Raw genomic sequence first — 14,243 nt, forward strand, 5'->3', positions numbered from 1 at the left:
TGGTACCGGTGGTGGGACTCGAACCCACACGTCTTTCGACAAAGCATGTTGAGTGCACCCGGCTGGGAATCGCCGCATTTGTGGTACCGGTGGTGGGACTCGAACCCACACGTCTTTCGACAAAGCATTTTGAGTGCTCCGCGTCTGCCATTCCGCCACACCGGCGCGTCCGCCGCACGGCGAACAGCAACCTGCATCAGAGTACCGTAGGATTTGAGGGTGACCGAGCAAGAGACCCCTCCCGTAGCCCCGCGGCGCGTCGTCGTCGCTGAGGACGAATCCCTCATCCGCCTCGACATCGTCGAGATCCTCCGCGACAACGGTTTCGAGGTCGTCGGCGAGGCCGGCGACGGCGAGACCGCCGTCGCGCTCGCGACGGAGCTCCGTCCGGACCTCGTGATCATGGATGTGAAGATGCCCCAGCTCGACGGCATCTCCGCCGCCGAGCGCATCGGCAAGGCGCACATCGCACCGGTGGTGCTCCTCACCGCGTTCAGCCAGAAGGAACTGGTCGAGCGGGCGAGCGAGGCCGGTGCCCTGGCGTACGTCGTGAAGCCGTTCACCCCGAACGACCTCCTGCCCGCGATCGAGATCGCCCTCTCGCGGTACCAGCAGATCATCACCCTCGAGGCCGAGGTCGCCGACATGGTCGAGCGCTTCGAGACCCGGAAGCTCGTCGACCGGGCGAAGGGCCTGCTCAACGAGAAGATGGGCCTTACGGAGCCCGAGGCGTTCCGCTGGATCCAGAAGGCCTCCATGGACCGCCGTCTCACCATGCACGATGTGGCGCAGGCGATCATCGAGCAGCTGAGCGCCAAGAAGTAGCCCGCTCCCACCTCGTCGCAAGAGCGGCCCGCCCGTCGGGGGCGGGCCGCTCTGCGTTGTCCGGGGTGGCGCGTCAGGTGCCCGGTGCGTCCTTGATGAGGTTCGTGATGCGGATCGTCGAACAGCGTCGACCCTGCTCGTCGCTGACCGCGATCTCGTGGACGGTGAGCGACCGCCCGAGGTGGATGGGGGTGCAGACACCGGTCACGATCCCCTCGGTGGCCGAACGGGTGTGCGTGGCGTTGATGTCGATGCCGACGGCGAGCTTGCCGGGGCCGGCGAAGAGGTTGGCGGCCATCGACCCGAGGGATTCACCGAGGACGACGTAGGCGCCTCCGTGCAGCAGCATCGCGGGTTGCGTGTTGCCCTCGACCGGCATGGTCGCGACGGACCGTTGGACCGTGAACTCCGTGAACTCGATCCCCATCTTGGCGGCGAGTGCGCCGCTGCCTCTCGTCCTCAGGAACTCGAGGGCTTGGTCGGTCTCGTTCGTCATGTCCACCTTCGGATCGGTCCTGAGCCGTGTCGGCACCGGCTTGTAGGCTGGGCGCGTGTCGGAATCAGAAAAGCCTACCCTCCTCGTCGTCGACGGCCACTCGCTCGCCTTCCGGGCGTTCTACGCCCTGCCGGTCGACAGCTTCCAAACCCGCGACGGCCAGCACACGAACGCCATTCACGGCTTCATCTCCATGCTGATCAGCCTGCTGAAGAACGAGAACCCGAGCCATATCGCCGTGGCCTTCGACATCTCCCGCCGCTCGTTCCGGACCCGTGAGTACCCCGAGTACAAGGGGACGCGCGGCGAGACCCCGCCCGAGTTCAAGGGTCAGGTGCCGCTGTTGGAGGAGGCGCTCAAGGCGATGAACATCACCACGATCAGCAAAGAGGACTACGAGGCCGACGACATCCTCGCCACCCTCGCCAAGCAGGGTGGCGAGGAGGGCTTCCGCGTCCTCGTCGTCTCGGGCGACCGCGACACCATCCAGTTGGTGACCGACGACGTGACGCTGCTCTACCCGTCCAGCCAGGGCGTCTCGGCGCTGACGCGCTACGACGGCGCCAAGGTGTTCGAGCGCTACGGCATCCGTCCCGAGCAGTATCCGGAGATCGCCGCGCTGGTGGGCGAGACGAGCGACAACCTCCCCGGCATCCCGAAGGTGGGCGAGAAGACGGCCGTCAAATGGCTCAACCAGTTCGGCTCGCTGGAGCAGATCCTGGAACGCGCGGACGAGATCACCGGCAAGGTGGGGGAGAGCCTCCGCGAACACAAGGAGAACGCCGTCCGCAACCGGCGCTTGAACCGGCTCCTCACCGACGTCGAACTGCCGGTCGGCCCGAAGGACCTCGAGCGACGTCCGATCGACGCCGACGCCGTGGCCGCCGTGTTCGGTCGACTGGAGTTCCGCACGCTCCTCGACCGGGTGCTGAAGCTCGACGGTCTCGAGGCGAACACCGACGTGTCGGCATCGCACGCGGCCGGCGTGGTGATGCCGCCACGGAAGGAACTGCTCGACGAAGAACTCGAGGCGTGGCTCGCCCGCGCCGTGGCAGCCCACCCGGGCGGCATCGGACTCCACCTCGACCTGGACGGCGACCTGCCGGTCGCCGCTGGTCTGGCCACCCCCACGGAGATCGTGTCTCTCGCCTGGCGTCCCGGTGAGGCCGATTACGCGCCGCTCGAAGCCTGGCTCGCGAGCGACGCCCCGAAGATCATGCACGATGCGAAACCGCAGGTGAAGGCCGTCACACGCGCCGGCCTCAAGCTCGACGGGCTGGCGTACGACACGGCGGTCGCCGGCTGGCTCCTCCGCCCGAGCGGCGGCGACAAGAACCTCGGCGACCTCACCGCACGGTACCTCGACGAGACGATGCCTGTGGCGGACCCGAACCAACTGGTCCCTGAGACCGACCCGGTCGGTGTCGGGGGGACGGCCTGGTACGCGTTCCGCGTCGCAGAGGCCACCCGCGCCGCCCTCGACCCGGGGTCGCTCGGCGTCCTGCTCGACATGGAGCTGCCGGTCCTGCAGGTGCTGGCGCACATGGAACTCACCGGGGTGACCGTCGACCACGGCATCCTGAGCGGTCTGTCCGAGCAGCTCGGGAACCGGTCAGCGGAACTGGCGAGCAACGCCTACGCCGAGATCGGTCGCGAGGTCAATCTCGGTTCACCCAAGCAGCTCCAGGAGGTGCTGTTCGACCAACTGGCCATGCCCAAGACCCGGGCCAACAAGACCGGGTTCTCCACCGACGCCGGTGCACTCGCCGACCTCCAGGAGAAGAGCCCGCACCCGTTCCTCGGCCTGCTCCTCGAACACCGCGACGCGACGAAGCTCCGTCAGATCGTGGAGACGCTCGACAAAGCGATCACCGACGACGGTCGCATCCACACCACCTACGTCCAGATAGGGACGAGCACGGGCCGGATCTCCTCGACCGACCCGAACCTCCAGAACATCCCGGTGCGCACCGAGGAGGGACGACGGATCCGCGCGGCCTTCCAGGCCGGGACCGGGTACGAGACCCTGCTCACGGCCGACTACTCGCAGATCGAGATGCGGATCATGGCCCACCTCTCCGGCGATGCCGGCCTCATCGAGGCGTTCAAGTCCGGCGAGGACCTCCACCGCTTCGTGGGTGCACGCATCTTCAGCGTGGCCGCGGAAGACGTCACGCCCGCCATGCGCAACAAGGTGAAGGCCATGTCGTACGGCCTCGCCTACGGGCTCAGCGCCTTCGGCCTCTCGAAGCAGCTCCGGATCTCCAGCGCCGAGGCGAAGCAGCTGATGGTCGACTACTTCGAGCGGTTCGGCGCGGTGCGCGACTATCTGCGGAACGTCGTCGAGCAGGCGAAGCTCGACGGGTACACCGAGACCATCTTCGGTCGTCGTCGGCTGTTCCCCGAGCTCGCGAGCCCGAACCGGCTCGTGCGCGAGAACGCCGAACGGCAGGCGCTGAACGCTCCGATCCAGGGTTCCGCAGCGGACATCATGAAGCGCGCCATGATCGGCATCGAGTCGGACCTCCGGTCGCAGGCGCTCCGCTCCCAGATGATGCTGCAGGTGCATGACGAATTGATCTTCGAGGTCGCCGAGGGGGAGTGGGACGCCCTCGAGGCGATCGTCCGGAAGCAGATGGCGGGTGCCGCCGAGCTGTCGGTGCCGCTCGACGTCCAGATCGGACACGGCCACGATTGGGACTCGGCCGCGCACTGACGCTCCGGCGGATCCACGAGCCGCGCACCCGGGGCGCGGACTAGGCTCGTCGGCATGTCTCACGAAGAACCTCGCCAGAGCACACCGATCGACGCCATCGCCGAAAGCTGGGTGGAGACGCTCGTCCAGCTGCGGCCCGAGGTGGGCACCTACATCGGCCGAACCGATGTCGGCGGGCGCTACAGCGACACCTCGCCGGCCGGGCACGAGGCCTATGTCGAGGCCGCGGCCCGCACGCTGAGCGCCCTCCGCTCGGCCACTGCCGTCGACGCCGTCGACCGCGTCACCCAGACCGACCTCACCGCGGAGCTCGAACTCGACCTCGCCTCCTCCGAAGCCGGCCTGCAGTACCGGGATCTGAACGTGATCGCGTCGCCGTCACAGGAGCTCCGCGACGTCTTCGACCTCATGCCGACGGCCACCGTGGACGACTGGAGCACGATTGGCACCCGTCTGGGTGCGTTGCCCGAAGCGGTCGACGGATACATCGAGACGCTTCGCGAGGGGATCGCGAAGGGCATCACCCCCGCACGACGCCAGGTGAAGGAGGTCTACGAGCAGGTGCTCCGCACCGGCGCCGACGACGGCTTCTTCATCGGCTTCGCGGCGGAAGCCGGTCCGGAGGACGGCCAGCTCCCAGCGTCGCTCGCCGGAGAGCTGTCGACCGGAGCCGGCGCGGCCGCCGTCGCCTACAACCGCCTCGCCGACTTCCTCGCCCATGAACTGATGCCCGCCGCGACCGAGGAGGACGCGATCGGCCGCGAGCTGTACGCCCTGCAGTCCCGACGGTTCCTCGGAGCGACGGTCGATCTCGACGAGAGCTACGAGTGGGGGATCGAGGAGCTGGCCCGCATGGTCTCCGAGCAGGAGTCGATCGCGAACGAGATCCTCCCCGGAGCCTCGGTGGAGGAGGCGGTCGCCTTCCTCGAGCAGGATCCCGCGCGCAAACTGCACGGCACGGAGGCGCTGCAGCGCTGGATGCAGGAGACGAGCGATCGCGCGGTCGACGAGCTCGGCCGCAGCCAGTTCGACATCCCCCAGGAGATCCGCGCGCTCGAGTGCATGATCGCTCCCACACAGGAGGGCGGGATCTACTACACGGGCCCGACCGACGACTTCTCCCGTCCCGGCCGCATGTGGTGGTCGGTCCCCGTCGGCGTCACCGAGTTCGACACCTGGCGCGAGCTGACGACGGTCTACCACGAGGGCGTTCCCGGGCACCACCTGCAGATCGGGCAGGCGGTGGTCAACCGCAATACCCTCAACCTCTGGCGCCGGCAGCTCGCCGGCACCTCCGGACACGCCGAGGGTTGGGCGCTGTACGCGGAGCGGTTGATGGAGCAGCTCGGGTACCTCGACGACCCGGCCGATCGCCTGGGCATGCTCGACGGTCAGCGGATGCGTGCGGCTCGGGTCGTCCTCGACATCGGCGTGCACCTCGGCAAGCGGCTCCCCGACGGGAGCGGCACCTGGACCGCCGAGTACGCGTTCGACTTCATGGGCCGGAACGTGAACATGTCTCCGGAGTTCGTCCGCTTCGAGGTGAACCGCTACCTCGGCTGGCCCGGGCAGGCGCCGTCCTACAAGATCGGGCAGCGCATCTGGGAGCAGCTCCGCGATGACGCGGCCCGCCGAGCCGGTGACGCCTTCGACATCAAGGACTTCCACCGTCGGGCGCTCGACCTCGGGGGCGTCGGGCTCGACACCCTGCGGTCGGCGATGCTCGAATGACGTCCGAGCGGATCGTGGTCGCCGGAGCGTCCGGGTTCATCGGGCGTCGGCTGGTCGAGTCCTTCCGGGCCGACGGCGCAACGGTCTCCGTCATCGGTCGCGGTGCGGCCGACGCCCGTTGGGGTGATCGAGCGGGCATCGCCCGACTGGTCGACGGCGCGGACCTCCTGGTCAACCTGGCGGGGAAGAGCGTGAACTGCCGGTACACCGCTTCGAACCGTGCCGCGATCCTCCGGTCACGCGTCGACACGACGACGGAGCTGTCGCGAGCGGTCCGCGAAGCGGCCTCGCCTCCTCCGCTGTGGATCAACGCGTCGACGGCGACCATCTACCGTGACGCGGACGATCGCGCCATGACGGAAGTCGACGGCGAGATCGGATCGGGCTTTTCCGTAGACGTCGCCACGGCATGGGAGCGGGCACTGTTCGCCGACGATCTGCCGGCCACACGACGGGTCGCTCTCCGGATCGCCATCGTCCTCGGCGACGGAGGGGCGCTCACACCGTTGCTGTGGTTGGCGCGCCTCGGCCTCGGGGGACCGCAGCTCGACGGTCGCTGGCCCCGTTCGCGATCGCGTCGGGCCGCCGGAACGGGTCATCGGTTCACGACGCCCCATGGTCGGCAACGGTTCAGTTGGATCCACCTGGACGACGTCATCGGCATCGTCCGGTTCCTCCGCGACCACCCGGAGCTCTCAGGCGCCGTCAACGTGACCTCGCCGAGCCCTACGGACAACCGCGGCTTCATGCGGACCCTGCGGCACGTGCTCGGGACGCCGATCGGCCTTCCCGCACCCCGCTGGCTCCTGGAGATCGGGATGTTCCTCCTCCGCACGGAGAGCGAGCTCGTCCTGAAGAGTCGCTGGGCGCTCCCGGAACGGTTGCTGCAAGCGGGCTACCGCTTCGAGCACCCGACCCTGGATCCGGCGCTCCGGGAGATCGTCTCGGCACGCGGCTTGCCCACAGGTCCTCGATCCCGCTAAACTGGACTGTCACAATTGTGACGTCCTATCCGCCTGCCCGTCTCGCAGAGCGATCCCGGTCCTCGGATCGGTTCACACAACAGCATCGCCCCGATCAACGTCCGTGGTCATCCACGGGTCCGGAGCAGTGCGCGAGCCGCGGCCTGAATCATTGTCCACCTGGAGCAATTACTACATGACAAGCGCAACGACCGCCCCCAAGCAGGTCGCAATCAACGACATCGGATCTGCTGAGGACTTCCTCGCAGCGGTCGAAAAGACTCTGAAGTTCTTCAACGACGGCGACCTCATCGAGGGCACCGTGGTGAAGATCGACCGCGACGAGGTCCTCCTCGACGTCGGCTACAAGACCGAGGGCGTCATCCCCTCGCGTGAACTCTCCATCAAGCACGACGTCGACCCCTCCGAGGTCGTCAACGTCGGCGACACGATCGAGGCTCTCGTTCTCCAGAAGGAGGACAAGGAAGGCCGTCTGATCCTGTCGAAGAAGCGCGCGCAGTACGAGCGTGCTTGGGGCGACGTGGAGAAGATCAAGGAATCCGACGGCGTCGTCACCGGTTCGGTCATCGAGGTCGTCAAGGGTGGCCTCATCGTCGACATCGGCCTCCGTGGCTTCCTCCCGGCTTCGCTCATCGAGCTGCGCCGCGTCCGCGATCTCACGCCGTACCTCGGCCAGGAGATCGAGGCGAAGATCCTCGAGCTCGACAAGAACCGCAACAACGTGGTCCTGTCGCGCCGTGCGCTCCTCGAGCAGACGCAGTCCGAGAGCCGCACCACCTTCCTCAACAACCTCCAGAAGGGACAGGTCCGCAAGGGCGTCGTCTCCTCGATCGTCAACTTCGGCGCGTTCGTCGACCTCGGCGGCGTCGATGGTCTCGTCCACGTCTCCGAGCTCAGCTGGAAGCACATCGAGCACGCCAGCGAGGTCGTCGAGGTCGGTCAGGAAGTCACCGTCGAGATCCTCGAGGTCGACCTGGACCGCGAGCGCGTCTCGCTGTCGCTCAAGGCGACCCAGGAGGACCCGTGGCAGGTCTTCGCCCGCACCCACGCCATCGGCCAGGTTGCTCCGGGTAAGGTCACCAAGCTGGTTCCGTTCGGTGCGTTCGTCCGCGTCGCAGACGGCATCGAGGGCCTCGTGCACATCTCGGAGCTGTCCGGCAAGCACGTCGAGCTCGCCGAGCAGGTCGTGTCGGTCGGCGAAGAGGTCTTCGTCAAGGTCATCGACATCGACCTCGAGCGTCGCCGCATCTCGCTGAGCCTCAAGCAGGCCAACGAGGGTGTCGACCCCGAGGGCACCGAGTTCGACCCGGCCCTCTACGGCATGCTCACGGAGTACGACGAGCTCGGGAACTACAAGTACCCCGAGGGCTTCGACGCCGAGACGCAGGAGTGGAAGGAAGGCTTCGACGCCGAGCGCGAGAAGTGGGAGCAGGACTACGCTGCCGCCCAGGCTCGCTGGGAAGCGCACAAGAAGCAGGTTGCGGCTGCAGCCGTCGAAGAGGCCAACCAGGCCTCCTCGTCGACCGCTTCCTCGTCGGCCGGTTCCTCGTTCTCGAGCGACTCCGCCGGTGGTGGAACGCTCGCCGACGACGAGTCCCTCGCGGCACTCCGCGAGAAGCTCTCGAGCAACTAGTCACCTCAGCACCGACTTCGGTCGGTGTCCAGCAGGGGGTCGCCTTCGGGCGGCCCCCTGCTGCGTTGTGTGCGGCGTCACGCCCGGAACCCCGATGGCACCACGGGTACGCTGGCAGGCATGTACCTCATCGGCCTCACCGGCGGCATCGCCTCGGGCAAATCGACCATCGCGACCCGGCTCGCCGAGCACGGAGCCGTCGTCATCGACGCGGATGTGCTCTCCCGTGAGGTCGTCGAGCCAGGCACTCCTGGGCTGGCGGCCATCGCGGCGCGGTTCGGTGCAGACGTGATCGGTCCCGACGGCACGCTCGACCGTCCGGCTCTCGGCGCGATCGTCTTCTCCGACGAGCAGGCCAGAGCCGATCTCAACGCGATCGTCCACCCCGAGGTCAAGCGTCGGTCACAGGCCAGGATCGCCGAGGCGTCGAGCGATCCGGCGGCGATCGTCGTCTACGACGTCCCCCTGCTCGTGGAGACCGGCCGTGCCGACGAGTTCGACCTGGTGGTCGTCGCTTCGGCACCCGAATCGGTGCGTGCCGATCGACTGGTCGAACTGCGCGGGCTCGACCGGGGTGAGGCTGAACGTCGGATCGCCTCGCAGGCGACAGAGGCGCAACGCACGGCCGTCGCCGACGTCGTGATCGACACGGCGGGCACCCTCGCGCACACCGTCGACCAGGTCGACGCGGTGTGGCGCCGTGCACTGTCGAACGGTGCGCCGGACGAAGCTCATCGCGACGCCGACGTCTGAGCCGGTCGCTCGCTCCGCTGTGGGCGAAGCGGGGGAGTGCTGTCGGTGGTCCTCCGTAGACTCGGAGTATGGAACCAACACGCGCCGTCCGCCCCTTCGAGGTGATCAGCGAGTACGAGCCGAGCGGCGACCAGCCCGCCGCCATCGAGCAGCTGTCCGGGCGTATCAACGCCGGCGAGACCGACGTCGTGCTCCTCGGCGCGACCGGTACCGGCAAGTCGGCGACCACCGCGTGGCTCATCGAGGCGGTCCAACGCCCTACCCTCGTCCTCGCGCACAACAAGACACTCGCAGCGCAGCTCGCGAACGAGTTCCGAGAACTCATGCCGAACAACGCGGTCGAGTACTTCGTCTCCTACTACGACTACTACCAGCCGGAGGCCTATGTCCCGCAGACCGACACCTTCATCGAGAAGGACTCGTCGATCAACGCCGAGGTCGAGCGGTTGCGCCACTCGACGACGAACTCGCTGCTCAGCCGTCGAGACGTCATCGTGGTCTCGACCGTCTCGTGCATCTACGGTCTCGGGGCAGCGGAGGAGTACCTGGAGGCGATGGCGGCCCTGCAGGTCGGCCAGAACATCGGGCGCGACCGGCTCATCCGCAAGTTCGTCGGCATGCAGTACAACCGCAACGACGTCGACTTCTCGCGCGGCAACTTCCGTGTACGCGGCGACACCATCGAGATCATCCCGGTTTACGAGGAGCTGGCGATCCGCATCGAGTTCTTCGGCGACGAGATCGAGGCGCTCTACGCCCTGCATCCGCTGACCGGCGATGTCGTCAAGAAGCTCGACGCGGTGTCCGTCTTCCCGGCCTCGCACTACGCGGCCAGCCCGCAGACGATCCAGCGCGCGATCGGCACCATCCAGGAGGAGCTCGCCGAGCGGTTGCAGTCCCTGGAGCGTGAGGGCAAGCTGCTGGAAGCCCAGCGGCTGCGCATGCGGACGACCTTCGACCTCGAGATGATGCAGCAGATCGGGTTCTGCTCGGGGATCGAGAACTACTCCCGCCACATCGACGGCCGCTCGGCCGGCGAGGCCCCGAACTGCCTCCTCGACTACTTCCCCGACGACTTCCTCACGGTCATCGACGAGTCGCACGTCACGGTGCCACAGATCGGCGCGATGTTCGAGGGCGACGCCTCGCGCAAGCGGACGCTCGTCGAGCACGGGTTCCGACTCCCGAGCGCGATGGACAACCGGCCTCTCCGCTGGGACGAGTTCAAGAACCGGGTCGGCCAGACGGTCTACCTCTCGGCCACGCCCGGCAAGTACGAGATGGGCATCGCCGACGGCATCGTCGAGCAGATCATCCGCCCGACCGGTCTCGTCGACCCGGCCATCATCGTCAAGCCGTCCAACGGCCAGATCGACGACCTGCTCGAGGAGATCCGCGTCCGCGCCGAGCGCGACGAACGCGTCCTCGTCACCACGCTCACGAAGAAGATGGCCGAAGAGCTCACCGACTTCCTCACCGAGGCGGGCGTCCGCGTCAGGTATCTGCACTCCGACGTCGACACGCTGCGGCGCGTCGAGCTGCTGAGCGAACTCCGTCAGGGCGTCTACGACGTCCTCATCGGCATCAACCTCCTGCGCGAGGGACTCGACCTCCCCGAGGTCTCGCTCGTGGCCATCCTCGACGCCGACAAGGAGGGCTTCCTGCGGTCATCGACCTCGCTCATCCAGACCATCGGTCGCGCCGCGCGCAACGTGTCCGGCGAGGTCCACATGTACGCCGACGTCCTGACCGACTCGATGAAGCGCGCGATCGAGGAGACCGATCGCCGCCGTGAGAAGCAGGTGGCGTACAACGAGGAACGCGGCATCGATCCGCAGCCACTGCGCAAGCGGATCGCCGACATCACGGAGGCACTCGCGCGCGAGGGTGCCGACACCGCGGCACTCCTGGCGGGACGCGACAACGGCAAGAAGAAGAGCCCGACGCCGAACCTCAGACGCGAGGGCATCGCCGCCGAGGGCGCGAACGATCTCGAGTCGATCATCGCCGACCTCAACGCGCAGATGCTCGCCGCCGCGGCGGAACTCAAGTTCGAGCTGGCCGGCCGGCTCCGCGACGAGGTCTCCGAATTGAAGCAGGAATTGCGGCAGATGGCGAAGGCCGGACACATCTAGCCGGAGGCTTCGCTGAGAGCGCAGTACCACAGACACCGCTCGGGAGTCCGGTGTCGGTGGTGCTGCGTAGACTCGAAGGGTGTCAATTGCCAAGGTAGATCACCACTCAACGCTCAGTGTCCGCGGTGCCCGCGTGCACAACCTCCAGAACGTGGACCTCGAGATCCCGCGCGACTCGCTGGTCGTCTTCACCGGCCTGTCGGGCTCCGGGAAGTCCTCCCTCGCCTTCGACACGATCTTCGCCGAAGGGCAGCGACGATACGTCGAGTCGCTGTCGGCGTACGCACGGCAGTTCCTTGGTCAGGTCGACCGCCCGGACGTCGACTTCATCGAGGGTCTGAGCCCCGCGGTCTCCATCGACCAGAAGTCGACCAACCGCAACCCGCGATCGACCGTCGGAACGATCACCGAGGTCTACGACTACATGCGTCTGCTGTGGGCGCGCATCGGTGTCCCGCACTGCCCCGTCTGTGGCGAGGTCATCCAGCGCCAGACGGTGCAGCAGATCGCCGACCAGCTGATGGAGCTCGAAGAGCGTCGCCGGTACCAGATCGTCGCCCCGGTGGTCAGCCAGAAGAAGGGGGAGTTCGTCGACCTCTTCAAGGAGCTCTCGGCGAAGGGCTTCGCCCGCGCGATCGTCGACGGTGAAGCGATCCAGCTCGCCGAGCCCCCGACCTTGAAGAAGCAGGTCAAGCACGACATCGCCGTCGTCGTCGACCGCCTCGTGGCCGGCCCCGAGATCCTCGGTCGCCTCACCGACTCGCTCGAGACCGCCCTCCAGCTCACCGACGGCCTCGTCACCATCAACTTCGTCGACGAAGAGGGCGACGACGCATGGCGGACGTTCTCCGAGAAGCTGTCCTGCCCGAACAACCACCCGCTGCAGCTGACGGAGATCGAGCCACGGACGTTCTCCTTCAACGCACCGTTCGGTGCGTGCCCCGAGTGCTCCGGCCTCGGCACGCGCATGTCCGTCGACGCCGAACTCCTCCTCGGCGACGAGGAGCTCAGCATCAACGAGGGCGTCATCGTCCCGTGGACCACGCAGGGCAAGGGGCTGTACCAGTACTACGAGAAGCTGCTCGACGGTCTCGCCCGCGACCTCGACTTCTCGCTCGACACCCCGTGGCGCGACCTGCCGGCATCCGTCCAGGAGGCGGTGCTCCGCGGCGACAACTTCAAGGTCAAGGTGAAGTGGAAGAACCGCTTCGGACGCGAGATGAGCTACTCGTCGGGCTTCGAGGGTGTCATCCCGTACATCGAGCGCCAGTACCTGCAGGCCGACACCGACAGCCAGCGTGTGCGCTGGTCCGAGTACCTCCGAGAGGTCCCGTGCCAGGTGTGCGGCGGACGCCGCCTGAAGCCCGAGGTCCTGTCGGTCCTCATCCACGAGCACAGCATCGCCGAGGTCGCCGAGCTGAGCCTGTCTGACGCCCGGGCCTTCATGGACCGTCTCGAACTGAGCGACCGCGAGGCCCACATCGCCGCGCAGGTCCTCCGCGAGATCAAGGTGCGGCTCGACTTCCTCATCCAGGTCGGTCTCAACTACCTCGACCTCGCCCGCACCGCGGGCTCGCTGTCCGGTGGTGAGGCACAGCGCATCCGCCTCGCGACGCAGATCGGTTCCGGCCTGACCGGTGTCCTCTACGTCCTCGACGAACCGAGCATCGGCCTGCACCAGCGCGACAACCGCCGCCTCATCGAGACCCTCGTGGCCCTGCGGGACCTCGGCAACACGCTGATCGTCGTCGAGCACGACGAGGACACCATCCGCACCGCGGACTGGATCGTCGACATCGGCCCGGGCGCCGGGGTCAACGGCGGCAAGGTCGTGCACTCCGGTTCCTACGAGGCGCTCGAAGCGAACACCGAGTCACTGACCGGCGACTACCTGTCCGGTCGGAAGGCCATCGAGATCCCGGCCAAGCGCCGGCCGATCGACACGAAGCGCCAGATCCAGGTGATCGGAGCGCAGGCGAACAACCTGAAGAAGGTCAGCGCCGACTTCCCACTCGGTGTCCTGACGGCCGTCACCGGCGTGAGCGGATCCGGTAAGTCCTCCCTCGTCAACGACGTCCTGTACCGCGTCCTCGCGAACAAGTTGAACGGTGCACGTAAGTTGCCCGGCAAGCACACCCGCGTCACGGGTCTCGAGCACCTCGACAAGGTCATCCACGTCGACCAGGCCCCCATCGGGCGCACGCCGCGGTCGAACCCGGCCACCTACACGGGCGTGTTCGACAAGATCAGGAACCTCTTCGCCGAGACCCAGGAGGCGAAGGTCCGTGGGTACCTGGCCGGGCGGTTCAGCTTCAACGTCAAGGGCGGCCGGTGCGAGGCGTGCTCGGGCGACGGCACGATCAAGATCGAGATGAACTTCCTGCCCGACGTCTACGTCGCCTGTGAAGTGTGCGGGGGAGCGCGGTACAACCGCGACACCCTGACCATCCACTACAAGGGCAAGAACATCGCCGAGGTGCTCGACATGCCGATCGCCGAGGCGGCGGAGTTCTTCGAGCCCATCTCCTCCATCCACCGGTTCCTCAAGACGCTCGTCGAGGTCGGACTGGGTTACGTCCGCCTCGGTCAGAGCGCCACGACGCTGTCGGGTGGCGAGGCCCAGCGGGTCAAGCTGGCGACGGAGTTGCAGCGCCGGAGCAACGGCCGGAGCGTCTACGTGCTGGACGAGCCGACGACCGGCCTCCACTTCGAGGACGTCCGGAAGCTGCTCCTCGTGCTCAACGGCCTGGTCGACAAGGGCAACACGGTCATCGTGATCGAGCACAACCTCGACGTCATCAAGTCGTCGGACTGGCTCATCGACATGGGTCCTGAGGGCGGGGCCGGCGGCGGGACGGTCCTCGCCACCGGCACCCCTGAGCACCTGGCGACGGTCCCCGGCAGCCACACGGGCTTCTTCCTGAACGAACTGTTCGAGGCAGAGGCCGGCGGCAGCCGCAAGGCGGGCTGA

General features: G+C 67.3%; 9 protein-coding genes and 1 tRNA gene. 8 read left to right on the forward strand and 2 right to left on the reverse strand.

The window, feature by feature from the left end; translation table 11 throughout:
* Window positions 1-81: 81 nt before the first annotated feature.
* A tRNA-Leu gene (locus QRN26_RS07465) sits at window positions 82-165 on the reverse strand.
* Window positions 166-219: 54 nt separating this feature from the next.
* Here QRN26_RS07465 and QRN26_RS07470 point away from each other — a divergent pair.
* Window positions 220-825 (forward strand): ANTAR domain-containing response regulator, encoded by a 606-nt coding sequence (locus tag QRN26_RS07470; RefSeq protein ID WP_056005705.1) that lies wholly within the window; start codon window positions 220-222, stop codon window positions 823-825.
* Window positions 826-898: 73 nt separating this feature from the next.
* On the opposite strand, the gene QRN26_RS07475 is transcribed toward QRN26_RS07470, so the two are convergent.
* Complete coding sequence (locus QRN26_RS07475; RefSeq protein ID WP_056777441.1) at window positions 899-1,321, reverse strand: hotdog fold thioesterase; 423 nt, start codon at window positions 1,319-1,321, stop codon at window positions 899-901.
* Between the two features lie 55 nt (window positions 1,322-1,376).
* On the opposite strand from QRN26_RS07475, the gene polA reads away from it, so the two are divergent.
* From polA to uvrA, 7 genes are all read left to right on the forward strand, one after another.
* Complete coding sequence (gene polA / locus QRN26_RS07480) at window positions 1,377-4,037, forward strand: DNA polymerase I (protein ID WP_285036074.1); 2,661 nt, start codon at window positions 1,377-1,379, stop codon at window positions 4,035-4,037.
* A 54-nt stretch (window positions 4,038-4,091) separates the two neighbouring features.
* Window positions 4,092-5,768 carry a DUF885 domain-containing protein gene (locus QRN26_RS07485; RefSeq protein WP_285036075.1) on the forward strand — a complete coding sequence of 559 codons (1,677 nt, stop codon included), beginning with the start codon at window positions 4,092-4,094 and terminating at the stop codon, window positions 5,766-5,768.
* Window positions 5,765-6,751, forward strand: a complete 987-nt coding sequence (locus tag QRN26_RS07490) for an epimerase (RefSeq protein WP_285036076.1) — start codon at window positions 5,765-5,767, stop codon at window positions 6,749-6,751. The genes QRN26_RS07485 and QRN26_RS07490 overlap by 4 nt, the downstream gene beginning before the upstream one ends.
* Window positions 6,752-6,926: 175 nt before the next feature.
* Window positions 6,927-8,384, forward strand: coding sequence for a 30S ribosomal protein S1 (gene rpsA, locus QRN26_RS07495; RefSeq protein WP_056005690.1), 1,458 nt, complete (start codon window positions 6,927-6,929; stop codon window positions 8,382-8,384).
* Between the two features lie 120 nt (window positions 8,385-8,504).
* Window positions 8,505-9,137 (forward strand): dephospho-CoA kinase, encoded by a 633-nt coding sequence (gene coaE / locus QRN26_RS07500; protein WP_285036077.1) that lies wholly within the window; start codon window positions 8,505-8,507, stop codon window positions 9,135-9,137.
* 68 nt (window positions 9,138-9,205) lie between these two features.
* Complete coding sequence (gene uvrB / locus QRN26_RS07505) at window positions 9,206-11,272, forward strand: excinuclease ABC subunit UvrB (protein ID WP_056777426.1); 2,067 nt, start codon at window positions 9,206-9,208, stop codon at window positions 11,270-11,272.
* A gap of 79 nt (window positions 11,273-11,351) precedes the next feature.
* Window positions 11,352-14,243 (forward strand): excinuclease ABC subunit UvrA, encoded by a 2,892-nt coding sequence (gene uvrA / locus QRN26_RS07510; RefSeq protein ID WP_056005682.1) that lies wholly within the window; start codon window positions 11,352-11,354, stop codon window positions 14,241-14,243.

The organism is Plantibacter sp. ME-Dv--P-095 (genome assembly GCF_030209365.1).
Lineage (GTDB): Bacteria > Actinomycetota > Actinomycetes > Actinomycetales > Microbacteriaceae > Plantibacter.

Excerpts from the sequence above, each read along its gene's own strand:
- QRN26_RS07485 (WP_285036075.1), top strand. The coding sequence starts at position 4,092 with ATGTCTCACGAAGAACCTCGCCAGAGCACACCGATCGACGCCATCGCC.
- coaE (WP_285036077.1), top strand. The coding sequence starts at position 8,505 with ATGTACCTCATCGGCCTCACCGGCGGCATCGCCTCGGGCAAATCGACC.
- QRN26_RS07490 (WP_285036076.1), top strand. The coding sequence starts at position 5,765 with ATGACGTCCGAGCGGATCGTGGTCGCCGGAGCGTCCGGGTTCATCGGG.
- QRN26_RS07475 (WP_056777441.1), bottom strand. The coding sequence starts at position 1,321 with ATGACGAACGAGACCGACCAAGCCCTCGAGTTCCTGAGGACGAGAGGC.
- uvrB (WP_056777426.1), top strand. The coding sequence starts at position 9,206 with ATGGAACCAACACGCGCCGTCCGCCCCTTCGAGGTGATCAGCGAGTAC.
- rpsA (WP_056005690.1), top strand. The coding sequence starts at position 6,927 with ATGACAAGCGCAACGACCGCCCCCAAGCAGGTCGCAATCAACGACATC.